Annotated in this window: 24 protein-coding genes and 1 tRNA gene; 12 read left to right on the top strand and 13 right to left on the bottom strand. The window is 71.0% G+C overall.

Annotated features, from left to right (window positions below):
• The first annotated feature begins 183 nt into the window (after positions 1-183).
• Positions 184-879, top strand: coding sequence for a (d)CMP kinase (gene cmk, locus OUQ99_RS22185; protein WP_267945726.1), 696 nt, complete (start codon positions 184-186; stop codon positions 877-879).
• Positions 880-1,119: 240 nt separating this feature from the next.
• A complete protein-coding gene (gene der, locus OUQ99_RS22180) occupies positions 1,120-2,556 on the top strand; it encodes a ribosome biogenesis GTPase Der (RefSeq protein ID WP_267945725.1) in 1,437 nt (478 codons plus the stop codon).
• Between the two features lie 134 nt (positions 2,557-2,690).
• On the opposite strand, the gene OUQ99_RS22175 is transcribed toward der, so the two are convergent.
• On the bottom strand, positions 2,691-4,145 hold the full coding sequence (locus OUQ99_RS22175; protein WP_267945724.1) for an MFS transporter: 1,455 nt from the start codon (positions 4,143-4,145) through the stop codon (positions 2,691-2,693).
• A gap of 137 nt (positions 4,146-4,282) precedes the next feature.
• Between OUQ99_RS22175 and OUQ99_RS22170 the strand changes: the two genes are divergently transcribed.
• The gene (locus tag OUQ99_RS22170; protein WP_267945723.1) at positions 4,283-4,780 is read left to right on the top strand and encodes a DUF523 domain-containing protein; all 498 of its coding nucleotides are present in this window, start codon (positions 4,283-4,285) and stop codon (positions 4,778-4,780) included.
• A 125-nt stretch (positions 4,781-4,905) separates the two neighbouring features.
• Here the strand turns inward: OUQ99_RS22170 and OUQ99_RS22165 are convergent, their stop codons facing one another.
• Positions 4,906-6,042, bottom strand: a complete 1,137-nt coding sequence (locus OUQ99_RS22165; RefSeq protein ID WP_267945722.1) for a serine hydrolase domain-containing protein — start codon at positions 6,040-6,042, stop codon at positions 4,906-4,908.
• A 123-nt stretch (positions 6,043-6,165) separates the two neighbouring features.
• On the opposite strand from OUQ99_RS22165, the gene OUQ99_RS22160 reads away from it, so the two are divergent.
• On the top strand, positions 6,166-6,705 hold the full coding sequence (locus tag OUQ99_RS22160; RefSeq protein ID WP_267945721.1) for a PadR family transcriptional regulator: 540 nt from the start codon (positions 6,166-6,168) through the stop codon (positions 6,703-6,705).
• 254 nt (positions 6,706-6,959) lie between these two features.
• On the opposite strand, the gene OUQ99_RS22155 is transcribed toward OUQ99_RS22160, so the two are convergent.
• Together OUQ99_RS22155 and OUQ99_RS22150 are read right to left on the bottom strand one after the other, a co-directional pair.
• Complete coding sequence (locus tag OUQ99_RS22155; protein ID WP_267945720.1) at positions 6,960-7,499, bottom strand: dihydrofolate reductase family protein; 540 nt, start codon at positions 7,497-7,499, stop codon at positions 6,960-6,962.
• Positions 7,500-7,588: 89 nt separating this feature from the next.
• Positions 7,589-8,512 (bottom strand): helix-turn-helix domain-containing protein, encoded by a 924-nt coding sequence (locus tag OUQ99_RS22150; RefSeq protein ID WP_267945719.1) that lies wholly within the window; start codon positions 8,510-8,512, stop codon positions 7,589-7,591.
• Between the two features lie 167 nt (positions 8,513-8,679).
• On the opposite strand from OUQ99_RS22150, the gene OUQ99_RS22145 reads away from it, so the two are divergent.
• Positions 8,680-8,753, top strand: a tRNA-Pro gene (locus tag OUQ99_RS22145).
• 239 nt (positions 8,754-8,992) lie between these two features.
• On the opposite strand, the gene OUQ99_RS22140 is transcribed toward OUQ99_RS22145, so the two are convergent.
• The 5 genes from OUQ99_RS22140 to OUQ99_RS22120 form a co-directional block, all read right to left on the bottom strand.
• Positions 8,993-9,451, bottom strand: coding sequence for a carboxymuconolactone decarboxylase family protein (locus tag OUQ99_RS22140; protein WP_267945718.1), 459 nt, complete (start codon positions 9,449-9,451; stop codon positions 8,993-8,995).
• The gene (locus OUQ99_RS22135; protein ID WP_267945717.1) at positions 9,448-9,846 is read right to left on the bottom strand and encodes a GNAT family N-acetyltransferase; all 399 of its coding nucleotides are present in this window, start codon (positions 9,844-9,846) and stop codon (positions 9,448-9,450) included. Before OUQ99_RS22135 ends, OUQ99_RS22140 begins: the two co-directional genes overlap by 4 nt.
• A gap of 172 nt (positions 9,847-10,018) precedes the next feature.
• Positions 10,019-11,122: an LLM class flavin-dependent oxidoreductase gene (locus OUQ99_RS22130; RefSeq protein ID WP_267950444.1), complete on the bottom strand. Its 1,104-nt coding sequence runs from the start codon at positions 11,120-11,122 to the stop codon at positions 10,019-10,021.
• Positions 11,123-11,464: 342 nt separating this feature from the next.
• Complete coding sequence (locus OUQ99_RS22125; protein ID WP_267945716.1) at positions 11,465-11,932, bottom strand: MarR family winged helix-turn-helix transcriptional regulator; 468 nt, start codon at positions 11,930-11,932, stop codon at positions 11,465-11,467.
• A gap of 331 nt (positions 11,933-12,263) precedes the next feature.
• A complete protein-coding gene (locus tag OUQ99_RS22120) occupies positions 12,264-13,211 on the bottom strand; it encodes a DUF5996 family protein (protein WP_267945715.1) in 948 nt (315 codons plus the stop codon).
• 546 nt (positions 13,212-13,757) lie between these two features.
• Between OUQ99_RS22120 and OUQ99_RS22115 the strand changes: the two genes are divergently transcribed.
• From OUQ99_RS22115 to OUQ99_RS22105, 3 genes are all read left to right on the top strand, one after another.
• Positions 13,758-14,414: a hydrolase gene (locus OUQ99_RS22115; RefSeq protein ID WP_267945714.1), complete on the top strand. Its 657-nt coding sequence runs from the start codon at positions 13,758-13,760 to the stop codon at positions 14,412-14,414.
• Positions 14,415-14,587: 173 nt separating this feature from the next.
• Complete coding sequence (locus tag OUQ99_RS22110) at positions 14,588-14,896, top strand: GNAT family N-acetyltransferase (RefSeq protein WP_267945713.1); 309 nt, start codon at positions 14,588-14,590, stop codon at positions 14,894-14,896.
• 31 nt (positions 14,897-14,927) lie between these two features.
• Positions 14,928-15,167, top strand: a complete 240-nt coding sequence (locus OUQ99_RS22105) for a (4Fe-4S)-binding protein (RefSeq protein ID WP_267945712.1) — start codon at positions 14,928-14,930, stop codon at positions 15,165-15,167.
• Positions 15,168-15,296: 129 nt separating this feature from the next.
• Here the strand turns inward: OUQ99_RS22105 and rox are convergent, their stop codons facing one another.
• From rox to OUQ99_RS22090, 3 genes are all read right to left on the bottom strand, one after another.
• Positions 15,297-16,736, bottom strand: a complete 1,440-nt coding sequence (gene rox / locus OUQ99_RS22100) for a rifampin monooxygenase (RefSeq protein WP_267945711.1) — start codon at positions 16,734-16,736, stop codon at positions 15,297-15,299.
• Between the two features lie 407 nt (positions 16,737-17,143).
• Positions 17,144-17,974 carry an NAD(P)H-binding protein gene (locus tag OUQ99_RS22095; RefSeq protein WP_267945710.1) on the bottom strand — a complete coding sequence of 277 codons (831 nt, stop codon included), beginning with the start codon at positions 17,972-17,974 and terminating at the stop codon, positions 17,144-17,146.
• A gap of 283 nt (positions 17,975-18,257) precedes the next feature.
• On the bottom strand, positions 18,258-19,247 hold the full coding sequence (locus OUQ99_RS22090; RefSeq protein WP_267945709.1) for an ArsR/SmtB family transcription factor: 990 nt from the start codon (positions 19,245-19,247) through the stop codon (positions 18,258-18,260).
• Between the two features lie 161 nt (positions 19,248-19,408).
• Between OUQ99_RS22090 and OUQ99_RS22085 the strand changes: the two genes are divergently transcribed.
• The 4 genes from OUQ99_RS22085 (at position 19,409) to OUQ99_RS22070 (ending at position 24,256) form a co-directional block, all read left to right on the top strand.
• Entirely contained in the window at positions 19,409-19,762 is a 354-nt protein-coding gene (locus OUQ99_RS22085) for a cupin domain-containing protein (protein ID WP_267945708.1), read from the top strand.
• Positions 19,763-19,952: 190 nt separating this feature from the next.
• Positions 19,953-21,215, top strand: a complete 1,263-nt coding sequence (locus OUQ99_RS22080; protein WP_267945707.1) for an NAD(P)-binding domain-containing protein — start codon at positions 19,953-19,955, stop codon at positions 21,213-21,215.
• Between the two features lie 324 nt (positions 21,216-21,539).
• Positions 21,540-22,043: a very short patch repair endonuclease gene (locus OUQ99_RS22075; RefSeq protein WP_267945706.1), complete on the top strand. Its 504-nt coding sequence runs from the start codon at positions 21,540-21,542 to the stop codon at positions 22,041-22,043.
• A gap of 119 nt (positions 22,044-22,162) precedes the next feature.
• The gene (locus OUQ99_RS22070; protein ID WP_267945705.1) at positions 22,163-24,256 is read left to right on the top strand and encodes a serine/threonine protein kinase; all 2,094 of its coding nucleotides are present in this window, start codon (positions 22,163-22,165) and stop codon (positions 24,254-24,256) included.
• A 36-nt stretch (positions 24,257-24,292) separates the two neighbouring features.
• Here the strand turns inward: OUQ99_RS22070 and drmB are convergent, their stop codons facing one another.
• On the bottom strand, positions 24,293-26,155 hold the full coding sequence (gene drmB / locus OUQ99_RS22065) for a DUF1998 domain-containing protein (protein ID WP_267950443.1): 1,863 nt from the start codon (positions 26,153-26,155) through the stop codon (positions 24,293-24,295).
• Between the last annotated feature and the right edge of the window lies 1 nt (position 26,156).

Here is a 26,156-nt window from a genome sequence, read left to right as displayed (position 1 = left end):
TTCCCGGGGTGCGGGGCCGCCGGGCCTGGTTCCGGCCCGGCCCGCCCGCGAGGGCGCCCCCGGTCCCGGGCGGCGCCGGTCGGCCGGGGCCGTACGAACCCGCCGATTCCAGTCGAGAGCAGGCCGCTGCCACGGGTACGCTTGGGCGTCGGCACAAGTGAACGTCACCAGGAGTCAACGGCAGTGAGCGCGCAGGACAGCACCGAGGGCATCGTCATCGCGATCGACGGTCCCTCCGGGTCGGGCAAGTCGAGCACGTCCAGGGGCGTGGCCAAGGCGCGGGACCTGCGGTACCTCGACACCGGCGCGATGTACCGCGCGCTGACCTGGTGGATGCTCGACAACGGCGTGGACGTCGAGGACGCCGCGGCGGTGGCCGCCGCCGTCGAGCGCCCCGTCATCACCATGGGCACCGACCCCAATGCGCCCTCGGTCTCCGTCGACGGCCGCGACGTGGCCGCCGAGATCCGGAGCAAGGAGGTCACGGGCAGCGTCAGCGCGGTCTCCGCCGTACCCGAGGCCCGTGAGCTGCTGGTGCGCACGCAGCGCGAGGTCATCGCGGCAGCCCGTGCCGCCGGTGCGGGTATCGTGGTCGAGGGCCGTGACATCACGACCGTGGTCGCTCCCGACGCCCCGGTCAAGCTGTTCCTGACCGCGAGCCCGGAGGCCCGCGCCCAGCGGCGCAGCAGGGAGGTCCGGACCAGCGACGTCGCCGCCACCCAGGCCGACCTGGCCCGGCGCGACAAGCTGGACTCCAGCCGGACCCACTCGCCCCTGACGCAGACCGCCGACGCCACCGAGCTCGACACCACCGGGCTGACCCTGGACGAGGTGGTCGCCCTCGTCGTCAAGCTGGCCGACGAGGCCGGCGCCCGCTAGCGGGGCGGACGGGCCGATCCGGGGCCGCGGGGCGGACCCGCGGCACGGTGGGACCGGTCACGAACACCCCTTCGGGGGAACACACGGACATCCGCGGGGGTTCCTCCCCCGTGGCAGTACGCGGACGCCGTCGGCGTCCGCGCGGACACGCCTGCCCCGGAATCTCCGGGACAGGTCGACCATTCGCATCCTCGCGGCACGCATCCTGGGCGCGCGGGGACCTAGAACCGGGAGCAGTACATGAGTGACTTCGACATCTCCGACGTCGGCCATGAGGGGCTGGACGGCGCCGAACCCGCGACCCTCCCCGTGGTGGCCGTGGTGGGACGCCCCAACGTGGGCAAGTCCAGCCTGGTCAACCGCATCATCGGCCGCCGCGAGGCCGTGGTCGAGGATGTGCCGGGTGTGACCCGTGACCGGGTGGCCTACGACGCCGAGTGGCAGAACACCAAGTTCACGCTCGTCGACACCGGCGGCTGGGAGACCAGCGTCAGCGGGCTGGCCGCCATGGTGGCGCGCCAGGCCGAGTACGCCGCGCAGACCGCCGACGTCATCCTGTTCGTGGTGGACGCCACCGTGGGCGTCACCGACGCCGACGCGGCCGTCACCCGGGTCCTGCGCGCCACGAAGCGTCCCGTGATCCTGGCCGCCAACAAGGTCGACGGCAACATGCAGGAGGCCGACGCGCTCGCCCTGTGGCAGCTGGGCGTCGACCAGCCCTACCCGATCAGCGCCCTGCACGGGCGCGGCACCGGCGACCTGCTGGACGCCGTCGTGGAGGCCTTCCCTGAGCAGCTCGTCGGCGACACCGAGGACGAGGGCGAGGACGGCCCTCCCCGCATCGCCCTGCTCGGACGCCCCAACGTGGGCAAGTCGAGCCTGCTCAACCGCCTCGCCGGTGAGGACCGGGTGGTCGTGGACTCCGTGGCGGGCACGACCCGCGACGCGGTCGACGAGCTGATCGACCTCGGCGGCAAGACCTGGAAGTTCATCGACACCGCCGGCATCCGCCGCCGGTTCCGGGCGCTGCAGGGCGCCGACTACTACGCGACCATGCGCACGGGCACCGCCCTGGAGCGCGCCGAGATCGCCGTGGTCCTGATGGACGTCAGCGAGCCGCTGGCCGAGCAGGACATCCGGGTCGTGGAGCAGGTCGTGGAGGCCGGGCGCGGCCTGGTCCTGGCGTTCAACAAGTGGGACATCCTCGACGAGGATCGCCGGAACTACCTGGAGAAGGAGATCGACCGCCAGCTGGCGCGCGTCTCCTGGGCGCCGCGCGTCAACGTCTCGGCGAAGACCGGCCGCCACATGGAGCGGCTCGTCCCGGCGATCGAGACCAGCCTGGCGGGGTGGAACCAGCGCATCTCGACCGGTCAGCTGAACAACTGGCTCAAGGACCTCGTGGCCGCGACCCCGCCGCCGGTGCGCGGCGGCAAGCAGCCCAAGATCCTGTTCGCGACGCAGGCGGGTTCGCGCCCGCCGCACTTCGTCCTCTTCACCACCGGGTTCCTGGAGGACAACTACCGCCGCTTCATCGAGCGGCGCCTGCGGGAGGACTTCGGGTTCGACGGCTCCCCGGTGCACATCAGCATGCGCATCCGTGAGAAGAAGGGCGCGACGCCGGGCCGTGCCTCCAAGGGCAGCGTGCGTCCGGACCGCAAGCACCGGCGCCGCTGAGCGGTGTCGCGCGGCCCGTCCCGGGCCCGCGACAGCCGGGGCGTCCGCACGCACAGGGGGAGCCTCTCCGACGGAGAGGCTCCCCCTCGTCGTGTGCCGGGGTGTCCCCGGGCACGCTGCCGGGCCGGGCACGGTCAGGAGTCGGAGGGCAGCCTGCGCACGTTGCTCGGCGGGACGAACTTCCCCGACTCCCCGCTCGGCCTCGGGTAGGGCAGGCGGGTGCCGTCCCGCGCGGTGCGGGGCGCGGACTCCATGGCGGGCGCGCCCGGGAGCGGCCGGTTCGCGCTCTCGTCCATGTGCCACACCACCACGAGTCCCACCACGCCCGCGATCATCAGCAGCCAGGCCGGGGAGTAGAGGTTCCCGGTGGACTGCACGAGCGTCTCCGCGATCAGCGGCGTGGTGCCGCCGAACAGCGCCACCGACACGTTGAAGCTGATCGCCAGGGCGCCGTAGCGCACCTTGGTGGGGAAGAACGCGGGCAGGGTGGAGGGGGCCGCTCCGGAGAAGTGCACCAGGGTCACCGCCAGGAGGACCATGCCCAGGGCGACGGCCCACACGCCGGCCTGTTGCAGCAGCCAGAACGCGGGCAGGGCCAGCACGATCGAGAGGAGGCTCCCGGAGGCGAGGACGGGCCTGCGCCCCACCCGGTCGCTGAGGCGCCCGAACTGGGTGACCCCGACCAGCATCAGCACCATGGCGGCCAGGGTCATGACCAGTGCGAGCGAGGCGCTGTAGCCGAGCTCGGCCTCCAGGTAGGTGGGCATGTACGCGGTCACCATGTAGTTGTTGACGTTGAAGACCATCACGAGTCCGATGCACAGGAGGATGGTCCGCCACTGGCCGACGACCGTCTCCCGGAGCTGGCCCTTGCGGTGCCCGCCCTCGGCGTTCTTGGCGAAACCTTCGGTGTTCTGGTTGAAGACCGGGGTCTCCTCCAGCTTGAGCCGCAGGTAGAGGCCGATGCCGCCCAGCGGGAGGGCGAGCAGGAACGGGATGCGCCAGCCCCAGGCGAGCATGCCCTCCGGCCCCAGCACCAGGGTCATCAGGGTGACGATGCCGGCGCCGCCGACGTAGCCGCTGACCGTGCCGAACTCCAGCCAGGAGGCCAGGAACCCGCGGCGCCGGTCGGGCGCGTACTCGGCGATGAAGGTGGTGGCGCCGCCGTACTCGCCGCCGGTGGAGAAGCCCTGGAGCATGCGGGCGACCAGCAGCAGGACCGGCGCGGCGATGCCGATCGTGGCGGCCGACGGGATGAGCCCGATGGAGAAGGTGCTCACGGCCATGAGCAGCATGGTGAAGGCGAGGACCTGCTTGCGGCCGATGCGGTCGCCCAGGGGGCCGAAGAACAGGCCGCCCAGGGGGCGGACCAGGAAGGCGGCGGCGAACGTGGTGAAGGTGGCGATGAGCTGCACGCCCTGGGACTGCGAGGGGTAGAACACCAGCCCGATGGTGACGGCCAGGTAGCTGTAGACGCCGAAGTCGTACCATTCGGTCGCGTTGCCGATCGCGGCGGCGGTGACGGCCTTCCGGGTCGTCCTGTGGTCCGTCTCCAGGGCCTTTCGGCCCTGAGGCTGTGACTCGCTCACGTCTCCCCCTCGGTGAGTCCACCCAAGTGTCACCCAAAGCACCAGGTTAATCACTTTTTGTGATTAACCCGTGCGGTTCGGCCGTGTCGCCGCCGGGGTAGCGTGGCAGCGCGGGGGAGAGCGGAGAGAGGGAGCCCATGCGCAAGGTACTGGTCAGCGCCTGTCTGATGGGGCGCAGGGTGCGCTACGACGGGCGTTCCAAGGCGATCGGGGACGACCGGGTCGCGCGCTGGCGGGAGGAGGGGCGGCTCGTGGTGCACTGCCCCGAGATCGCCGGCGGGCTGCCCGTGCCCCGCCCGCCCGCGGAGATCGAGCCCGGAGCGACGGCGGCCGACGTGCTCGCCGGACGGGCGCGCATCCTCACCCCCGAGGGCGCGGACGTGACCGAGCACTTCGTGCGGGGCGCCCGCGCGGCCCTCGCCACCGCCCGGGAGCACGGGGTGGAGGTGGCGGTCCTCAAGGAGTCCAGCCCGTCCTGCGGATCCCGCGAGGTGTACGACGGGACCTTCGGCGGACGCAAGCTGGCGGGCGCGGGGGTGACGGCCCAGCTGCTGAGGGACCACGGCGTCGCGGTCTTCAACGAGGACGAGGTCGCCGAGGCGGCCGGGTACCTGGACGCCGCCGAACGCGCCTGAGGGCCGGGGCCTGCGGTCCGGAGCCGGCCCTGACCCGGGATCCCCGTCCGGTGGAGGGGTCCGCGCCGAACCGGCGGCGCCGCTCGGGCGGAGCGCGCCGGGGACGCGGTCCGGCGGGGCGGCCCTCATGTGCGCCAGGCTCCCAGGCACCGCGCCATGAGCCGGAAGGGGACGGCCTGCCCCCTGGTCTGGTCGACGGTGCCGGCCAGGTGCAGGTCCAGTTCGGGGCAGTGGAAGAGCCACGTCCCGGTGGCCCCCGAGTGGCCCACGAGGGTGACGGGACGGCCCACCGGGGACGCGAGCCGTCCCACGGTGAAGAACATGGTGCCCAGGCCGTACCGGAGGACGGGAATGTTGCGCAGCCGGTTGCGCCGCTCGGTGAGCGCGGCCAGCGAGCGGGCCTCCCCGAGGAGTTCGCCGCCGAGCAGCGCCCTCTGGAAGGCGAGAAGGTCCGCGGTGGTGCTGAACAGGTCGTTGGAGGAGGCGATCAGCGAGTCCAGCCGGACGGGGCGCCGTCCCGTGTGGAGGGGCGAGGGCTCGGCGGTCGCCGGGTCCGGCGGTCGGTGCCCCGGTAGCCAGGTGTGGGCCAGGCCGAGCGGGGCGAGGACGCGTTCGGTCAGCAGGACGGCGAACGGCCGGCCGGTCACCGTCTCCACGATGCGGATGAGCAGCTGGAACCCGGTGTCGGAGTAGCGGGCCTTCTGCCGGGGCGCGTCGAGGTCCTGCGGCGCGAAGTGGGGGCGCTGCAGTTCGCGTGTGGTCCGTACCGTGTCCTCGAACGTCCAGGCCAGGTCCCGGCCCCGGCCGAGGTGCTCGTACAGGCTCGGGCCGCCTCGGCGCCTCTCGAAGTGGTCGGGCAGCCCCGACGTGTGGCTCGCCAGGTGGCGGACCGTGATCGCGGACGTGTGGTCCGTGCCCCGGAGGACGTGGAGCCCGGTGAGCACCTCCGGGGGCAGGTACCGGCCGATCGGCGCGGCCAGGTCGAGTTCGCCGCGCTCGTGCGCCTGGAGCACCAGGGTGACGATGAAGCGCTTGGTGACGCTCGCGACGAAGAAGGGGGTGTCGGGGCGCGGCGGCCGGTCGTCGGCGGGCCCTGAGGCGGCGGACCAGCGCAGCCCGCCGTCGCCGCTCGCGAGGGCGAGGTTGGCGTGGTGGATGCCGGGCCGCGCGACGAGGTTCTCCAGCAGGCGCGTCAGGCGGTCGTCGACGCCGGGGGGCACCCGGTTGTCCTGGGCGCGGGTGGTGGCGGGCGGTGGTGTCACGCGGGCTCCTGGTGTGCGGGGGGCGGCCCGTCGCCGTGCCTTCGGCGTCCGGGTCCGGGGACCGACGGTCTCTATATGACTATTAGACATGTCTATGAGAGTCAACGGGTCTACACTCGTCCCATGGCCCACGTGATCCTCGGACTGCTCCTGATCGCCCCGCAGAGCTTCTACGACCTCATCAAGGGGTTCGAGGCCGGCGTCGCGCTCTTCTACAGCGCCAGTTCCGGCAGTATCAGGCGTGCGCTCGACTCCCTGCTCGCCCGGGGGGCCATCGAGGTCGCCAGCGTCGAGCCCGGGGGCCGGGGCCGCAAGGTGTACCGCGTGACCGGCGCGGGCCGCGAGGAGTTCCGCGCCTGGATGACGGGGGATCCGACCGGATCCGACCTGGAGACCGCGGCGCTGTCCAGGCTCTTCTTCCTCGGACTGCTGGAGCCGGACGAACGCGCGCCGGTCCTGCGCCGCATCACGGCGCGCATCGAGAACGACCTCGCCGCCCTCTCCGACCTCGACAGGGGCCTCGACGCGACGGACGTCGCGGAGGAGCACCGCGACATCGTCGCCCACCAGCGCGCGGCACTCGACTACGGCATCGCCTCGCAGCGGTTCATGCTCGACTGGTTCCGCGCCCGCGCCGACCGGCAGGAGCGGTCGGACCGCTGAGGCCGGCGCGGTCCCGGCCGGGGGCGCGTGCGCGACCGGCCGGCGGGGCGTCCGCGCGGACAGGGCCGCGAGGACGCCCCGGGAGGCCGGGCTAGGGCGTGTTCCGCGGACACTCGCCCTGCTGCGCGTCGCCCCGGCACGCCCCTCGCGGCGTTCTCATCTGTCGACAGGACCCCACCCTGACTCCTTCTTCGGCCTTGCGATGAACGCACCGGATGCGCCGCTCGCGACGGACAGCATCCACGGAACACGCCCTAGGGCCGGACGACCTCGTACCGGGCGCAGGCGAAGTCCCCGGCGCGGTGGACCTCCACGACCCTGAGGTCGACCCGGCCGGCCAGGAGCGGAGCCCCCGACCCCAGGGTGACGGGCGCGATGGACACGACCACCTCGTCGAGCAGCCCGAGTTCCGCGAACCGCCCGGCGATCCCGCCCCCGCCGACCACCCACACGTCGCGTCCGCCGGCGGCCCCGACCATCTCCGCGTGCAGGTCCCGCAGCTCCTGGTCGCTGTCGGCGCTCGCGAAGCGCAGGTCGCCCTCGACGCGGGGCAGGTCGCGGTGGGTGAGCACCCAGGAGGGGATGGCGTAGGGCCAGGCCTCGTCCCCCTCGTGGCGCAGGATCCACTCGTAGGTGTGGGCGCCCGAGACCAGCGCCCCCACGTTCTTCATGAAGTCGGCGTGCTCGTTGTTCGCCTCCCCCGGGTCCGCGGCGAACAGCCACTCCAGGGAGTGGTCGTCGGTGGCGATGAACCCGTCGAGGCTGGTTGCGGTGTTGTAGATCGTCCTGGTCATGTTCTTCCTCCGTGGAGCCGCCGTCCGGGGCGGCGGCCGTCGTGCCGGTCCCTGGGTCCCGGCGGTGCGCGGTCGCCTGTGCTCCGGGCCTACCGGTCGTGGTGGCGGCCCTGGAGCCACTCGATGGGGTCGCCGTGGTCCACCTCCACGCCCGCGGAGCGCAGCATCTGCCGGACGAGCTGCCTGCGGTGCGCGGAGAAGGTGAGGACGTGGGCGACGACGCTGCCGATGACGAAGCTCTCCGGCGGGTCGCACAGGGCGTCCACCAGGCGGTCGCCCCAGGCGCCGCGGCGGCCGATGTCGTTGACGGCCGCGATCCACCGCGCCGCCGCGTCCTCGTGCCGTTCGAGGAGCGCCGCGGGATCGTCCGCCCCCTGTTCGGGCTGGTCGGCGGCCTCGATCGAGGCGAGCCACACCTCCTTCGCCCGCACCAGGTGTTCGAGGACGGCCGCGATCGACTCCTCGGGGCCGTCCCACGCCAGGACGGTGCTCCCGGGGGCGCGCACCTCCCGGTAGACCTCCTCGGGGAGCGACGCGGCGAGGCGGAGCAGGTGGGCGGTGTCGTCGACGTCGTGGTGGATCTGGAGGGCGAGGACGTCCATGCCGGTGTCCTTCTTCGGGTTCTCCTCGATCCACAGGTGGATCGGCGGGTGGAAGTGGATGCCGTTCGGCGAGGGCAGCCACGTGGCGCTCCCCGGTGTGGTGGCCCCGGGAGGATGCCCGTACGCGCGCCCGAAGGCGCGGATGAAGCCCTCGACGGACCGGTAGCCCGCGGCGAACGCGGCGTCGGTCACGGTGCTCCCCTGGCCGATCTGCCAGGCCGCGCGCTCCAGGAGGACCCTGCGGCGGAGGGCGACCGGGGCCTCCCCGGTGTCGCGGGTCATGCGGCGTGTGAAGTGGAACGGGGAGGCGAACGCGTGCTCCGCCATGTCGGTGAGGCGGGGGTTCTCCTCGTCCAGGACGGCGTCGAGCAGTTCCCGGAGACGGTCCCGTCCGGAGATGGACTCGGTCATGTGACCAGTATGTTCCGGGCGTCGCCGGGTTCGCCTGACCGAACTTGCCCTCCCTGGCGCGCGGCGGCGGGTCCGGCCGCGCGGGGCGAATCGTGGTGCGGACGTCCCGGCGGATGCGGTAGAGTCTTCTCCGTCGGCGGGGCCGGAGACGGCGCCCGCCCAGCGGCCGGGACGTAGCGCAGTTTGGTAGCGCACTTGACTGGGGGTCAAGGGGTCGTGGGTTCAAATCCCGCCGTCCCGACAGAGAAGTAGCAGGTCAGCGAGGGGTCCACCATCAGGTGGGCCCTTCTCTGCGTTCCCGGTGGGGTCGGGGCGGGGGTGGACCGGATGGTGCGGATCGTCGGTCCGCGTCGTGGGGGGGGCGGCGGACGCTCGTGGCTCCCGAGTTCCTCCCGGTGGACGGTGGGAGACGGTCGTCTCCCACCGCCGTGGCGTCCTGGTCGGACCAGGGGCCGCCACGGCGGTGGGAACCGCCTCCTCCTACTGTCCGAGCACCGGGTGCCCGCTGGCGATCGAGATGCGGTTGAACGCGTTGATGAGGGTGGCCGTCCACTCCACCGCGGAGATCTGGGCGGTGGTCAGATGGGCCGCCGCACGAGCGTTGAGGGCCTGTCGGTCGATCGTCGGATCGATCACCGTCAAGGACTCCGCCAGCTCCAGCGCGGCCCTCTGCTCATCGGTGAACGCCGCGACCTCGCGCCAGGCCGGCAGCACGTCCAGAGTGCCTTGCGCCACTCCTGCCTTGCGTGCCTTGGCGGAGTGGATGCCCAGGCAGGTCGGACATCCGTTGATCTGGGACACCCGGATGTTGATCAGTTCGAGGGTGTCGTCGCCCAGACCGGCCTCTCGTGCCGCGGACCGGGAGGCCGCGGCCGCCTTGACCATCGCCCCGTAGACCTCGGGGTGCTCCTTGTCGATGTAGGGGCGCTCCGCGCTCATGCGTCACCCCTGTCCTTGACCGTCTCCTCGACCAGGACGAGGTCGGCCGGCCTCGGTCGGCGGACCCGTCCGCCCCGGGCCGTGTACTCGTCACCGTGCTTGCGCAGGTGCTTGGCGAAGAGCGGGCACACGGGGACGACGGTGAGGTTCCTGCGGATGCTGTCGGCCAGTGCCTCACCGACCAGCAGCCCGGCCAGGCCCCGGCCGCCGAACTCCGGTGCGACCTCGGTGTGGAAGAAGACGCGCTCGCCGGGTACCCCGGGCGGGTCGACGAAGTCCGCGCGTCCGGCGAGGGTGCCGTCGTCCAGACGCACGGTGTAGGCGCTGACGGCGCGTGTCTCGTCCAGCGCGACGTGTACGACGGCGCCGGTCCTGTCGGTCTGTGGCTCGCTCATGGCGGACCTCTCTGGTGGGGATGGTGTTCGGGTCGGTCGGTGGCGGACACGGCGGCGCCCCGGTCCGGGCGGGGCGGGCACCGGTCGGGCGGCCCGTCCGCGGGCCGGGCGTGGGGCGGCGGGCTCCTGCCGCCCGGAGCGGGAACCTGCCGCGCGAGTCCGTCGTCGCGCCTCAGCCCGCCGCCGTCGCGGAGGCCTCCTCGGCGTCGCGAGCGGCGAGCAGTGAGGTGTGCGTGGGCGCCCCGGGCACGTGTTCCGGCCGGTTCTTGGCAAACTCCTCCCTCAGGACCGGTACGACCTCCTCGCCGAGGATGTCGAGCTGCTCCAGCACGGTCTTCAGGGGGACCCCGACGCCGTCGACGTTGAACAGCTGGCGCTGGTAGTCGCCGAAGCTCTCGCGGAAGGTGAGGGTCTTGTCGATGACCTGCTGAGGGCTGCCGACGGTCAGCGGGGTCTCGTCCATGTACTGCTCCAGTGACGGTCCGCCCCCCATCTGGGGGGAGCGGTCGAAGTAGGGACGGAACTCCCGTACGGCGTCCTGGGATCTGGGCCGCATGAAGACGTGGCCGCCGACGCCGACGACGGCCTGTTCGGGGGTGCCGTGGCCGTAGTGGGCGTAGCGCCTGCGGTACAGGCCGATCAGCTTCTGGAAGTGCTTCCTGGGCCAGAAGATGTTGTTGGCGAAGAAGCCGTCTCCGTAGTAGGCCGCCTGTTCGGCTATCTCCGGCGAGCGGATGGAGCCGTGCCAGACGAAGGGGGGAACGCCGTCGAGCGGGCGGGGCGTGGAGGTGAAGGACTGCAGCGGGGTGCGGAAGCGGCCTTCCCAGTCGACGACGTCCTCGCGCCAGAGCTTGTGCAGGAGGGCGTAGTTCTCGATGGCGAGGTCGATGCCCTGGCGGATGTCCTTGCCGAACCACGGGTAGACGGGGCCGGTGTTGCCGCGGCCCAGCATCAGGTCCACGCGTCCGTCGGCCAGGTGCTGGAGCATGGCGTAGTCCTCCGCGATCTTCACCGGGTCGTTGGTGGTGATCAGGGTGGTGGCCGTGGACAGGACGATCCGCTCGGTGCGCGCCGCGATCCAGCCGAGCATGGTGGTCGGGGACGAGGGCACGAACGGCGGATTGTGGTGCTCGCCGGTCGCGAACACGTCCATCCCGACCTCCTCGGCCTTCTGCGCGATGGTGACCATCGCCTTGATCCGCTCGTGCTCGGTCGGTGTCCGGCCGGTGGCGGGGTCCTGTGTCACGTCACCGACGGTGAAGATCCCGAACTGCATCGCATCCATCTCCGTGTGGTCGCTGTGTCGACTGCCTTGGTGGACGCGGTGCCGTGTGTGCGCTCCGCCGCGGCATCGTCGTCATTTGGTTGATAGGTCAACTATGCTACTCGAAATTAAGTTGATCAATCAACAAAATACGCGTTCGCTGCCGGACGATCCCGGCTCGGTGCGAGCCCGGTACTGCCCTGGCGGCATCGACGACCGCGGAGGCGGTGCGGGGCGGCGCGGCCGGGTAGGGGCAGTCACTCCCCGCCGTGGACCGCCGCCGGGCGCTTCGGGAGCGAGGAACGGCTCTCCGCGGGCGCGGGGCCGGGCTCTCGGGGGCTCCGTACCGCCCGCTCAGTCCGGCTGTTTCTCCATGTGGTCCGAGACGCGCTGGGAGAGCCGGGCGAACGTGCTGAGCTGGTTCGGGGTCAGGGCGTCGACGAACAGACGGCGCACGTGCTCGACGTGCAGGGGCGCGGCGTCTTCGATCGCCTTGTAGCCGGCCGGCGTGGCGACGACGAATGCTCCGCGGGCGTCGTCGGGGCATTCCTCCCTGGCCACGAGCCCACGCTTGGCCATCCGCCTGACCTGGTGGGACATCCGGCTCTTCTCCCAGTTCACGCGGTTGGCCAGCTCCAGGAGGCGCATCCTCCCCTCACTCGTCCCGGTGAGGCTGACGAGCACGATGTAGTCGGAGGCGGACATCCCGGAATCGGCCTGGAGGAGGCGGGACAGCCGCCCGATGAGCGTCTCCTGCATGCGGATGAAGCTGTCCCAAGCGGCCTTCTCCTCCGCCTCCAGCCAGCGTGGCGTCTCGTTCATGGGCGCAGTGTAACGAAGAAGTTGACATCTCATCCACTTGAGCTGGAACGACGGAGGTGCGGCCCTCTGCGGGGCGGTGCGCGACGCGCCCCGGCCGCTGCGGTTCGGGTACCGCTCCGGCTCCGGGGTCGGGGTCCGCGGCGGTCCTGCCGCCGGTCGACGGCGCACCCTGTTCGCCGTCTCCTGGTGGACGGCAGGTGCCGCCCCTCCTCCGGGGGCGGCACCGCGCAGCGATGCGTGTGGCCGTTCTCCGTTCCGCCCGAGCACCGGACCTCCGGGAACGTGGGCGAGGCCTGTCGGCGGGGTCCGGCGGTCCGGCCGAGAGCCGTCGTCAGTCCCGGGAGGCAGGGGTTCCGTGCCACCGGAGGGGGTCGTCCTCCAGTGCGGGGCGGTCCCAGCGTCCGAGGTCCGCGGCGGCCTCGTAGGTGGTGCGGAGGAACTCGGCGACCGCGCGGTCGGGGTCGGGCGCGGCGCGGGCGACCTCGTACGGCAGCAGGAACTGCTGGAACTCGGTGCTGAAGTACGCGCCTTCGGGGCCGACCGGCTGATCGGCGAACCCCTCGGGTCCGGGGTAGGCGTAGGAGTAGAAGGCGCCTTCCTCGCCGCCGCCGGGCCAGAACCCGCAGCTGGACAGCTCCCGGGAGTAGCCCTCGACCATGACCCAGTCCCCGCAGTTGGGCGCTCCGCCCGGGTGGGGCGGGGCCGACCGCCCCGAGAAGCGGGTGCAGGCGAGGTCCATCGCTCCCCAGAAGAAGTGCACCGGGCTGACCTTGCCGACGAAGTGCGACCGGAACTCGCCGATCACCCGGTTCGCCTGCAGCAGCTGACGCCAGAACAGGGTGGCCGCCTCGCCGTCGTAGGAGGCGTGCTCGTGGTCCTCGGCGAAGGGGATCGCCGGCTCGACCTCGTTGGGGCGCGGCCGGATCGGCGCCTCGATCCCGAGCCGGTCGAGCATGTCCAGGACCCGGGCGTAGAACTCGGCGACCGGCATCGGCCGCAGTGGGAGGCTCTGCGAGCCGCCGTCGCTGCTGCGGACCTCGAGCCGGTGGCCGACGAAGTCGAACTCGATCTCGAAGGCCCCCGTGCGGTACGGGATGGCCGAGGTCGTCAACCCGCGCGGGCTGACGTAGAGGGTCACCTGCCACCAGTGGTTGATCAGCGGAGCGTGGGCCATGCGGATCTTGCCCACGATCTGGGTCCACATGTGCAGGGTGTCGCGTGTGGGGGTCCAGTCCGAGACCCGCAGGCTCGGCCAGTTCGTCTTCGACGGGCTGGTCATCGGTTCTCGCTTCCTTCGCCGTGCCGCCGGAGGGCGGAGGCGGTCGTGATCGTGTTCTGCGGACGGGCGCCCCGACCCCTCGTCTTCTCCGGAGCGGAGCGGGCCGTGGTTCTGTCGGTCCCCGCCACACCCCCACGACGGCCGACGGCGTCCGCATGAGCGGTGCCTCGCGCCCCCCCGGGGGGGCGCGAGGCACCCGATGGTAGTTGATGCATCATCGGAACGATAGGTGATTGATCAACTTGCTGGACGGGGATCTGCGCCCGGGGGATTCTGGTTCCCATGTGGTTGACACGTCATCCAATGCTGCTAATTTAGGTGACGCATCACCTAGTTGGCGGGGATGTGCGGTCACCGACGCGAAGGGCTGTCCCCATGCGGAGGTCGGGCCGGTCCGCGGAGCCGTGTCGACCGAGGACGCGTGTCGTCGGCCGGCCCGGTCGTCGGGGCTCCGGTGCGGACGCGCGTGCCCGTATCACCCGCGTGGAGACCGACGGCGTTCCGGCCGAGCCCCCGGTACACGAGAACCTCGAGAGGAACCCCCCTGTGAGCACCGAAGCCAAGAACGGACTTCAGGCACTGCTGACGCCCGAGGAGAGCGTCGTCGTCCTGATCGACCACCAGCCTTTCCAGTTCACCAACCTGAACAGCCACGAGCCGTCGATGGTCGTCAACAACGTCGTCGGCCTCGCCAAGGCCGCCAAGGTGTTCGACGTTCCGACCGTCCTGACGACGGTGCTGGAGGAGCGCGGCGGCTTCCTCCTCCAGGCACTGCAGGACGTGTTCCCGGAGCAGAAGCCGATCGACCGTACGTTCATCAACACCTGGCAGGACGAGCGGGTCGTCGACGCCGTCAAGGCGACCGGCAGGAAGAAGCTGGTCATCGCCGGTCTCTGGACGGAGATCTGTGTCGCCATGCCGGCGATCCAGGCGGCGGGCGAGGGCTTCGAGGTCTTCGTCGTCACCGACGCGTCGGGCGGCATCTCGGCGGAGGCCCACGACATGGCCGTACGGCGCATGGTCCAGGCCGGCGTGGTGCCGATCACCTGGCTGGCCGTGGCGGGGGAGTGGCAGCGCGACTGGGCCCGTGAGGAGACCGTGCAGGGCATGATCGAGGTCCAGACGCAGCACGCCGGCGCCACCGGCGTCGCCTTCGCGTGGGAGACGCAGCTGCTGGCCAGTCGCTCCAGAGGCGGCGTCTGACACGACCGGGGACGGACGCCGGTCCGCCTCGGGGAGGGCGGGCGCTCGGAGCCGCGGGGCCCGCGGGTCAAGGCCGAGACGGCGCTGCTGCCGGCGCGCCGTGTGAATATGTTGATGCATCATCTTTATGGGGTCGGCGTGACGCCCGGCCGACCGATCGAGGAGGAGGCCGTATGGCAGTCGAAGTGAGCGATGCGCCCGAGGCCAAGCGCTATGAGGCCCGCGTCGACGGAGGACCCGGTGTCGCGGGCATCGCGGGGTACATCCGTACACCGGAACTCGTCGCGTTCGTGCACACCGAGGTCGCGCCGGAGTACGAGGGAAGGGGGGTCGGGTCCGCGCTGGCCCGCACCGCCCTCGACGAGGCGCGGTCCGCGAACCTGCGGGTGCTCGCGACCTGCCCCTTCTTCGCGGGCTGGATCGCCCGTCATCCCGAGTACCAGGACCTGCTGTACCAGTCCCGGAGCAGGGTCAGTGACTGAACGGGCGGACACGGCGGCTACGGAGGCCGGGATGAACGGCGGATCCGGGAAGAAGACGTACGAGGGGCAGTCGGTCACGGTCACCTTCGAGGCCGGGCGCTGCCGGCACGCGGCCGAATGCGTCCGGGGCCTGCCCGAGGTGTTCGACACGGCTCGGCGCCCGTGGATCCGGCCGGACGGCGCCACCGCCGAACGGCTGGTCGAAGTGGTGCGGCGCTGCCCTTCGGGTGCGCTGCGGTACCGACTCGCCGACGGCGGAACGGGGCCCTGAACGACCCGCACAGACCACGCGCGGTGCCACCGGACGGCCGACCCCACCCGGTGAACCGGGCGTGGACACGCCGCAGGGGCCCGTCCTCGGACGGGCCCCTGCGGCCGTTGCCGGGCGGCGGCCGCCGGCTCAGTCCGCGGCGGCGCCGAACCACCTCGACAGCGGGCCGGCCAGTTCCTGCTGGTCCTCGCCGACCCACGCCACGTGCCCGTCCGGCCTCAGCAGCACGGCGGGTACGTCCGGTTCCCCGCCGGTGTCCGCGACGTGATCGACGCGGTCGGCCCAGCCCCCGACGGAGAGCCGCCCGGTCCGGTCCAGCAGCAGCCCCCGGCCCCCGTGCATCAGCTCGTAGAGGCGGCCGCCCCGGCCCAGCTCCACGTCGCGCATCCGACTGCCGAGCAGCTCGTGCCCCTCACCGAAGTCGTAGCGGACGTCGACCGCGGTGATCATGCCGGTCACGTACCGGTTGACCTCCTCGAAGTCCATCAGCCGCGAGAACAGCCCCCGCAGCGCCGCCGCACCCGGGTCCGCGCCCAGCATCGTGATCTGCGCGCGGGTGTTGTCCAGCACGCGGGCGCCGACCGGGTGCCTCTCCTCGTGGTAGCTGTCCAGCAGCCCCTCCGGCGCCCGGCCCCCGACCGAGGCGGCCAGTTTCCAGCCGAGGTTGAACGCGTCCTGCACACCCAGGTTGAGCCCCTGCCCGCCGGTGGGCGGGTGGATGTGCGCCGCGTCCCCGGCCAGCAGCACCCGACCCGCCCGGTAGCGCTCGGCCTGCCGGGTGGCGTCGCCGAAGCGGGACAGCCAGCGCGGCGAGTGCACTCCGAAGTCGGTGCCGGCGAAGGCCCGCAGCCGCTGCCTGAACTCGTCGAGGGTCGGTTCGGCCGCGCGGTCCTCGGCCACCCCCTCGGCGGGCACGATGACGCGGTGCACCCCCTCGCCCTCCTCGGCGGCGGGGGCGAGGCCGAACCGCAGCTGGGTCCTGTGGACCTTCGCGACGGCGTCGGCGATCACCTCCGGGTCCGCGGTCACCTCCATGGCGCCCAGCAGCGTCTCGACCCTGGCGGGCTCGCCGGGGAAGCCGATCCCGACCAGCTTGCGCACCGCGCTGCGCCCGCCGTCGCACCCCACCAGGTAGCGCGAGCGCAGGCGGGCGCCGTCCGCCAGCTCGACGTCCACCCCGTCCTCGTCCTGGTCCAGGCCGACCACCTCGCAGCCGCGCCGTATCCGCGTGCCCAGTTCGAGGGCGCGCTCCTCCAGCAGCCGCTCGGTGACCGGCTGCGGTATGGCGAGACCGTACGGGTGGGCCGTGTCCAACCGCTCCGGCCACGGCTTGGTGACGCCCCCGAAGAGGCCGCCGATCCGGAACTTCTCGCTGACCGCGAGGAACCGGTCCAGCAGACCGCGCTGGTCCATCACCTCGACGCTGCGCGCGTGCAGGCCCTGCCCGCGGGAGTGCCCCGTCGGCTCGGTCAGCTTCTCCAGCACGAGCGTGTCAACGCCGTGCAGCCGCAGCTCGCAGGCCAGCATCAGGCCGGTCGGCCCGCCGCCGACCACGATCACGTCGATCATGAGTGCCCCTGTCCCTCGTCATGGCGTCCCGGCCGCCCGCACCTCCTGGGGTGCCCGCGACCGACCGCCTTTCCCGCCGGTACGGCGTCCGCGCGCGCCCCGCCCGACCTGCGACGGCACACGCGTGCCGTGGATCCCGGAACCGTGTGTTCCGGCCACGAGGGATGATTCTGGGGTACGACCCGGGTCTTGCCGCAAGCCCCCGGGTGCGCTATACGTTGAGAGTGGAAGGACGGATTTTTCCTTCCCCCGCCGGTCCGACACGGACGGGCGACCCTCTCGCGAACCTGTGACGCGGAGCTCTCCTCCGATCACGTGGGCTCCCTTCAAGCCCCCTGTGCTCTTCACACCCCTTCCACCATGGCCGATTCCGCCCTGGAGGCAGGCATGCGCGCCCGGGGCCGCGGCTAGGCCCGCGCGGCCAGAAATTCGTCGAAGGACCGGGGATCGCGGCCGGTCAGGTCACGCACCACCGTGGTCACCTCGGACATCGTGCCCGAGCCCATGTCCGCGTAGAGCCACAGGAGATCGTCCACGAACCAGTCCGGCAGCCCCTGGGACCGCAGCGCGGCTCCCGCCTCCCGGGGGGTCTGGTCGTGGAACGGGACGCCGAGCTTCGCAGCGATCTCCTCGTGCGTCAGCGCCTCGGGGCCGGTGAGGTCGTAGGCCGCGTTCCCCACGGCCGGACCCGTCAGCAGGGCCGCGGCGCATGCGGCGACGTCGTAGGCGTCGACGTAGGCCACCCTGCCCCCGCCGTAGGGGCCGGACACCGCGCCGCCGGTGGCGAAGCCGCCCTCTCCGGTGAAGAAGTTCTGCATGAAGCCCGTGGGCCGCAGCAGGGACCAGCCCGGGACGGAGGCGGTGAGGTGCTGTTCGATCTCCCAGTGGGCCCGTACCGACAGCTTCGATCCGGGCAGCGGCCGCCAGGCCGATACCTTCACGACCCGGGCCACCCCGGCACGCCGGGCCGCGTCGACGGCATCCACCTGCTGGCGGACCATCGGCTGCGGACCGGCGACGGGAAGCGCGCCGCCGCTGTTGAGCAGAAGACGGTCGACCCCCTCCAGCGCTCTCGCCACCGAGTCGGGATCGTCGAAGTCGCCGACCACGAAGTCGCAGCCCAGGCGCCGCCCCCTCTCCTCGTCGCGGACCAGGGCCCGGAAAGGGGCGCCCTCGTCCGCGAGCATGCGGACGAGGTGTCGGCCGATGCTGCCGGTGGAGCCGGTGACGAGAATCATCTGTTCCTCCTGGGGGCGGCCCTCCTCAGGGGAGGGCGGCGGGATCTGTGGGGGTTCTTCGCGCTGCGTGGCACTTCCCGGCCGTGCCGACCGGGCCGGAGACCGGCTGCGTGCCGGGACCGGTGCGCGGGCCGGGCGTTCGCCCGGGGTGGACACGGCGATTCCGGTCGGGGGCCACCGGGTTCCGGGGGCGGGGGCGCCCGGCGGCACGCATGACAACACAGGATCCGACACCGTGATTCCGGCGGAGGAGGGCGGATCGGTACGGCGCGCCCCGGGCGGGTCAGACGCCTGCTCCCAGGAGGGCCTCGCCCAGCGGGGTGCGGGCGTGCAGCATCCGCGTCCCGTCGCGCCGGCTGTGGACCAGCTGGGCCTTTCTCAGGATCGTCAGGTGGTGCGACGCCGTGGACACGGCCGTCGCACACGCGTCGGCGACCTCCGACGTCGACCGGGGGCCGTCCAGGGACAGCAGGGCACGGGCTCGGCCCGAACCGAGCAGTTCCACCAGGGACTCCTCGACCGCCGAGCGCTCCTGCGTCCACGACGCGGAGAGCCCGGGCACGGGGTAGAACAGCGTCGGCTGCGCGGGCGGCTCGGTGAGCACGGAGCAGCGGGGCGTGCTCATGACGGAGGGCACGAGCACCACCCCGCTGCCCTCGCAGTCGACCTCCTCGTTGTGCTTGCGCATCTCGATCTCGATGGCGTCGCGGTGCCACGCGACGGAGCCGTGGAGCGAGCCGACCATCGCGGCCACACCGTCCACGCCCACGCGGCGCACGCGCAGGTCGATGTCGGCGCTGATGAGCCGTCGGATCTGGGGCCAGTGCGGGGCCGGCGCGGCCTCCCAGACCTCCTCCCAGGCGTCCGCCACCTGGGCCCGGGTCCGCTCCGGGTGGGCGAACATGTCGGCGATGACCCGGTGGCGCAGTCCCTCCGACCGGGCGAGCACCTTGGTGAGGTCCGCCCGGACGGACTCGGCCGGCACCCGGCGCAGGCGTTCGACCTCGTCGGCCGGGGCCATGTCCCACGTCGGCGTCGAGGTGAGGAAGTCGGGGAAGTAGCCCTCCGGGCCGATCACCGTCCGCAGCACCCCGAAGGCCCCCCGGGGCATGGCCGAGCGCACCGAGCGGAGCCAGCCCCACTGGAGGGGGTGGTCCGGCGGGTTCTGGAGCACGCGGACCGCGTGGCACAGCTCGTGGCCGGGGGAGATGCCGAAACGGATGGAGGAGATGTCCGTGGCGCCGATCCGGAACCGGACCAGGTTTCGACCCATATCGAAAGAGTAGAGGCGCTCGGGGCCGACGCGCCAGAGTGGAGGCATCAGGACAAGCCCCCGGGAGGAACCGTGCAGTTCGCGCTGCTGTACCACCACGATTCAGCCACCGCCGGCCCCGTCGAGGCGCGGCCGGTCGTCGAGTTCGAGGTGTGAGGACCATGAGCGATGTGACCGCGCCGGCCGTCGTGCCCGCTGAGGAACTGCTGGTCGGCGACTCCCGTACCCTGCGGTTCGAGGGCTACCTCCACGGCTCCGGAATCTCCTTCTTCCTCGTGGACAACGACCCCGGCCAGGGCCCCGGCCTGCACCGCCACCCGTACACCGAGACGTGGACGGTCCTGGAGGGGGAGGCGACCATCATGGTGGGGGAGGAGCGGATCGTCGCCAGGACGGGTGACACCGCCGTCGTCCAGCCCCACGTGTGGCACGGGTTCACCAACACCGGCACCGGGCGGCTGCGCCTCATGTGCGTGCACGCCTCGGACACGATGATCCAGGAGTGGAAGGACTGAAGCCCCCTTCCGTACGGGGGCGGCGGCGCGGGACCACTCGCGCCGCCGCCCCCGTTCCCGCTCCGTCGGCTCGCCGCCGGGCCGTTCCACGTAACGCCCGGTGTCCGTCCCGGAGCGGGCGCCGGGGATCCGGCATGAACCCCCCGCCGCCGTTGTTGCCCCCTGACAGCGGACGACGGAAGGGACGGACATGGCGGACGGGAAGGGTCGTGGCGGGCCGGGCGCCCCCGGAGCGAAGCACGGCCGCACGGGCGGACCCGGGCCGGAGCTGCCGGATGCGGCCGACGTGGTCGTCGTGGGCGCGGGACAGGCCGGTCTGTCGGTGGCCTGGCACCTGAGGCGCCTCGGGCTCACCCCGGGCTCGGACCTGGTGGTCCTTGACCGTGGGCCTGGTGCGGGCGGGGCCTGGCAGTTCCGGTGGGAGTCGCTGCGGCTGGACACGGCGCACAAGGTCGACGACCTGCCCGGCATGGGGGAGCTCGGTCTGAGCTTCGCCACCGCGGACCGGACGAGGGCGGCCAGGGAGGTCGTGGCCGACTACTACGAGCGCTACGAGCAGGCGTTCGCGCTGGACGTGCGCAGACCCGTCGAGGTCACCGGGGTCCACGAGGACGGCCGCGGAGGGTTCCTCCTCACGACCGACCGGGGCGACATCGGCGCCCGGGTCCTCGTGAACGCCGGCGGGACGTGGGCACGCCCCTTCCGGCCCTACTTCGCGGGTGCCGCGGAGTTCCGGGGCACGCAGATCACCACACCCGGCTACCGCTCCGCCGAGGACTTCCGGGGGAAGCGTGTCCTCGTCGTGGGCGGGGGCACCTCCGCGGTCGGGTTCCTGCGCGAGCTGGAGGGCGTGGCGGCGGCCACGGTGTGGGCCACCCGCCGACCCGTCGAGTTCACCGACGACCCGGACGCGGGCGTCACGGCCGTGCGGATGGCCGACGAGGCTGCCAGGGCCGGGCGGCCGCTCCCGAGCATCGTCAGCGGAACCGGCCTCCCCGCCACCCCGGAGAACCTGGCCGCGGCCGAGCGGGGGCTCCTCGTGGCCCGGCCGATGTTCTCCTCGGTCGAACCGGACGGGGTCCGCTGGGCCGACGGGACGTTCGCCCCCGTGGACGCCATCATCTGGGCCACCGGGTTCCGGGCCGAGCTCACCCACCTGGCACCGCTGCGCCTGCGCGAGCCCGGCGGCGGCGTCCGCGTCGAACAGGGCCGCTCGGTGCGCAACCCCCGCCTGTTCCTCGCGGGTTTCGGTCCCCAGGCGAGCACGATCGGGGCCAACCGCGCCGGCCGCGCCGTCGCACGGCAGGTCGTCGCCGAGCTCCGTGCCCCCGTGGCGGATCCGGCTCCCGTGGGCTGGACAGGTTCTCCGCGCAGCACGCACACCGGCTCCGGCGCGAGGAGCATGGTGTCCAGTGCTCCGGACCGGACCCGTCGGCGCTCACCGATGACCTGAGTGCCTGACCGGCGTTCGCATCTCACCGGTGATCCCGGGCGCGACGGCCCTGCCACTCCTTGCCGGAATTCCTCGGGAAGGTGTCGGACCTCGGTGGGGCACGCTCCTTTCCCGAACGCGATCCGGTATCCGATATGTTCACACTCGGAAGCCCCTGACTTCGTATGAGAGCTCGGGGAGTGCCACGCGACACGTCCCGGCCCCACCCGAACCCGGAGCGGCCGAACAGCGGTTGTGGCGCAGGACCTCGCACGCCGGGTCGGGTGGGTTCGATGACGCGCGAGGTCGAGATACCCGTGAGAAAACCGGTGAGGGAAGGCACTGATGGACGAGACGTCGGTCGAAACGGTACCGTGCCGGCCCGCAGGCGTGCATGCTGCCACCTCGGCGCGTATGTCTCGACAGAAACGCAAGGACACAGCACCCGAGATGGAACTACGGCGTGCACTGTATCGCAGGGGTTCGCGCTATCGGGTGAATCGACCGCTGGAAGGCATGCCACGCAGAAGAGCGGACGTAACCTTCGTCGGGGCCAAGGTCGTCGTGTTCGTCGACGGGTGTTTCTGGCATCGCTGCCCTGTCCACGGAACGGCTCCGGTCAACAACGGAGCATGGTGGGAGCACAAACTGAGCGGGAACGTGGCTCGTGACCGCGACACCGATACCAGGCTGCGAGAGGCTGGTTGGGCGGTGCTCCGTTTCTGGGAGCACGAAGACATGGAAGCAGCTGCTTCCGAGGTCGAACGTGTGCTGAGAGAACGCCGTCTTGCACGTGGAAGAACCGGGAGAGTCCGGAAACCGGAATCGCCGGTTCGTGGCCCCCGGTGAGTGGGATGCTGTCCCTCCTCTCCCCCGGCGGTCGCAGACGCGAATTTTTGAAGAGGACCGGTCTACGTCAGAATCCTTCTGCGAGGGGAACGGCGTAGTGTCTTGCGAAAGGCTGGCTGTTGTACGGGGGGACCGAGCTCGACGGCCGCTATCGCCTCGAGAAGCACCTGGGCAGTGGAGGCATGGGAGAGGTCTGGGGCGGTCTCGACCTCAAGCTCCGTCGAGCGGTCGCTGTCAAGCTTTTGCCCCTACGCCACTCCGACCCCTCGCGGATGGACCGTTTTCGGCGCGAGGCCGAGATCGCCGCGGCCTTTCAGGATCCGGGCATCACGGTTGTCCATGACACAGGGGAGAGTCACGGGTTCCTCTACGTCGTCATGGAGAAGGTCGACGGAGAGGACCTGAAACGTCTTCTCGACCGTCATCCTGACGGTCTGCCGGTCGAACAGGTGTTGGACATCGGATTGCAGGTGGCCGAGGCCCTGATCGCCGCACACGGTGGGAACGTGGCGCATCGCGATGTCAAACCTTCCAACATCATGCTCACCCCTCGGGGACAGGTGAAGATCTGCGACTTCGGAGTGGCTCGGGTCCTCGAGGACAACCGTGGGGAGCAGGGTACCGCCGGGATCGGCACGGCGGTCTACATGGCTCCGGAGCAGTTCGACGGCGTGGTGGGCATACGATCCGACCTGTACTCGCTGGGGTGCGTCCTCTACGAACTCGTCACCGGTTTCCCGCCTTTCCGGGGAACGCCTCACAAACTGATGGATCTACATCGTCGTGCGCTTCCCGCGTCTTTCGCGGAGTGCCGTCGGAGTGTGCCGGCGGGGCTGGAGGCCCTCGTCACGGACCTGCTCGGCAAACGGCCCGAGGAGCGACCTGCGAACGCGGAGGAGGTCCGCGACCGGCTGAAGAGGATAGTTCGGGGACACGACCGGGGGAGTGATGCCGTTCATCACGACTCCCGGACCGCGATGCCTACCGGCCCGAAGCCTGCTGTCCCGCCGGCGTCCGAGCCCTTCACCCCGCCTTCGCCCCGTCTCCTCGCTTCCGGTTCGCCGGCCAAGAAACACACGCCTCACAACAGTCATGTCATGTCCACGGTCCAGAGCGTGTTGGCCAGGAGCAATGTGGACGCTCACGTGGCAGGGTGTGTTCGAGGTCCCGTGGTCAGCAGATACGAGATCCGTCTGCCCTCCCCGGAAAGTGCGTCTTGTGTCGGACGACTGGTCGAACAGATCTCCGTGGAACTGGGTGGTGTCGACGTGGAGTTCCTCGCCTTCGTGCGATCGACATCGGCTCTTCCCGGGGGAACCGCGGTGGGGTTGGAAATCATCAACGCGGACCCGGAGGTCATCGGTCTGGGAGACCTGCTTCGCTCGGCACCCGCGCCACAGGAGAACTCGTCCCTGTTGTACGGCCTGGGACGAGGCGCTGCGGGACCCGTGCTGGTGAACCTGGAGGAGACCCCCCATCTGCTGATCACCGGTGCTCGTGGAACGGGTAAGTCCATGGCGATCCGTGCTGCGGTGACCTCCCTGCTCGTGCGTGCCACCCCCGAGGAGGTTCGCCTGGTGCTGGTCGACTCACCGGGCGGCCGGCTCTCCGTCTTCGACGACGTGCCGCACCTGTTGTTCCCCGTCACCGACGACCCGGCGAGGGCGGTGGTGGCGTTGCGATGGGTGGAGGAGGAGATGGAACGTCGTTACGACGACCTCGCCTCTCACGGACATCGCACGGTTCACGGCTACAACGTGGCGGTACGTGAGGGACGGACGCCACCTCCGGCACGGAGCCTCGGGACGAGAACCCCACACCCTTCGATCGTGGTCTTCGTCGATGAGGTGACCGTGCTCACCGACCGGTGTCGCGAGGAGACCGAACACTCCATCGGAAGCCTTGCTCGATTGGCGCGTGCGGTGGGTATCCACCTGGTCCTGGCCACCCGTGAGGTGCACACCGGTGCACTCACCGAACGTGTCCATGCCTACATCCCCTCCCGTCTCACTTTCAGGACGACCTCCGTAGAGGGGGGCGAGGTGACTGTCGACGACGGGCGCACCACGCGACTTCGCGGATCCGGCGACGCCCTGTTTCTGCCGAGAGGAGCGAAGAGACCGACACGGCTACGTACATCCCTGGTGTCCCAGGGGGACCTCACCTCCGTCGTCGACCACTGGAGGCGGCCCGGTCACCGGCCAGGCCGGTGAAATGCCGGGGGCACCGCCCGGCGCCCCCGGCTCTCCTCAGTTGTCCCGGTTGAAGAAGCCGACCGACGAGTCCTCCGGGGTGCCCAAGAGTACGCCGCGGTCCAGGAAGGAGTTGTTGGTCTCGCAGCTCGTTTCGGGCAGAAGTACGCAGGCGTAGCAGGCGGCCAGATTCAGCCCGTTGACCCCGCTCGCCTCCGACTCCATGCAGGGAGGATCCTGGGAGCACCAAGCAGCCCGGTTCAGAGCCGATTCGAGCGTGGCACGCAGTTGCTTGTACTCGCCCTGGGCAACCACGCCCCCGAGGCTCCCGGCGGAGTCGCTGGTGGCGGTGTAGATCAGCATGCCCGCCATGTCGTCGGACACATACAGCCGTTCCCGCAGGGAAGCAGCGGGATATCCGGCCCCCAGGCTCCATTCGTTGATCAGGATGTGGGCCAGGGTGTGCAGGAGCACGTACCTGGGGGTGATCGGTGAATCGACGGCCTCGTCCTTCCTGCCCGAAGACGATTTTCGAGCCAGGGAACGCAGTACACGGGTGTGTTCCCGACGGATCCGATCCATCCGTTGCACCGTGCCGGGGCGGCGCTCCCAGCTGTGCAGAAGGTCGTTGTCCAGGGTCAGGAAAACACCTTCCCCACTCACCTCGACAGCGGGAAGCCAGTCCTGTGCCTCCAGGGCGAGAGCGGCAGGTTGCGTGCCCGGGCTCATCACGTCGGGCGCCTGAACACGGGTGAACGCTTGCAGGGCGCGCACCTCACGGAGCCGCTTGACCTGCATGCTGCGTTCGATCCCGAAGGGAAGCGCGGCACGGTCACCCTCGGGCTTCACACACTCGAAGTCCTGGTCCCTCTCCAACTCGGCGGTGCCGAACATCAGCTGTTCGTACTCTTCCCTCCTGAGTCGTTCGGCCGGTTCGAAACCGCCGTACGCCTCGGACTCGGGTTCCGTGTTCGCCAGCTCCATCCGTTGACGGACGGCGTTCACGATCTCCTGGCGGGTGAAGAGCGATCCCTGCAGGAGCCCGGTTCCCTCGATGACCTTGTCGAGAAGGGCGTCGTCGACCTTTCCCGCGATCAGAGGTTCCAACACGCCGTAGTGGTCGTGGACCCGTTTCTGCAGGGTGGCAGACCACGGAGGGATGGACAGGGCGGACCGGTTGAGGGGGAACCAGGCCGCGGACGAACCACGCTGCAGGGTGCGAGGTGCGGACGTGCAACCGACCTCCACACCTTCGGCTCCCAACCAAGGTCGCCTTCCCGAGCACGAGATACCCAGGGCCTGCATGGCCCCGCCTCCGAAGGCACCTTCCAGGGAAGCCTTCTTCCCGCAGGAGCAGCGCACCACGACAGAACGCAGCGAAGCGGTCCGCCCGGTGCTGTGCAGGGACAACTCGTGTCGGACCCCCGTCTCCGAACTCACCGGAGAGGTTCTCTTGTGGACCCAGGCGAAGTAGGGGAAGTCGTCCAGGTGTCCGTTCTCGCACGCGACGACGAATCGGGAGGGGGAAAGGGATTCCTCGCACGCACCGCAGAGGCTTTTCCCGCGGGGTGAGCCGAACTCACGGAACCTCTTGAGTTCATGGCACTTGGGACAGGAGTACATCTCGGGGAAGAGACGAACTCGTACCCCGTCGCCGACCGGTGGATTCGAGGCCGGAGGAAGACGAAACCCCTGGACCCCCAACCAGTGCTGGAGGCGTGGCTCGAAGATCGCCGTGGAGTCGTCCACCTTCCACGAGTCGATCCCGCTCACCACGTAGGACTTCTCGTCGATCGCGACCAGTGCACCCACGCCGTAGGTGGTGATCATCTGGGTACGACGTACTCCGCCCAGAGGGGTTCTCGAAGCCTCTGCCGTGTTCTCCCGCCTCCGGGGACGGCGCTGTCGCCGTTCTTTCATG

The sequence above is a fragment of the Streptomonospora nanhaiensis genome (assembly GCF_026642255.1).
Lineage (GTDB): Bacteria > Actinomycetota > Actinomycetes > Streptosporangiales > Streptosporangiaceae > Nocardiopsis > Nocardiopsis tropica.
The sequence above is the reverse complement of the archived record's forward strand: the minus strand, read 5'-3'. Positions and strand labels throughout refer to the sequence as shown.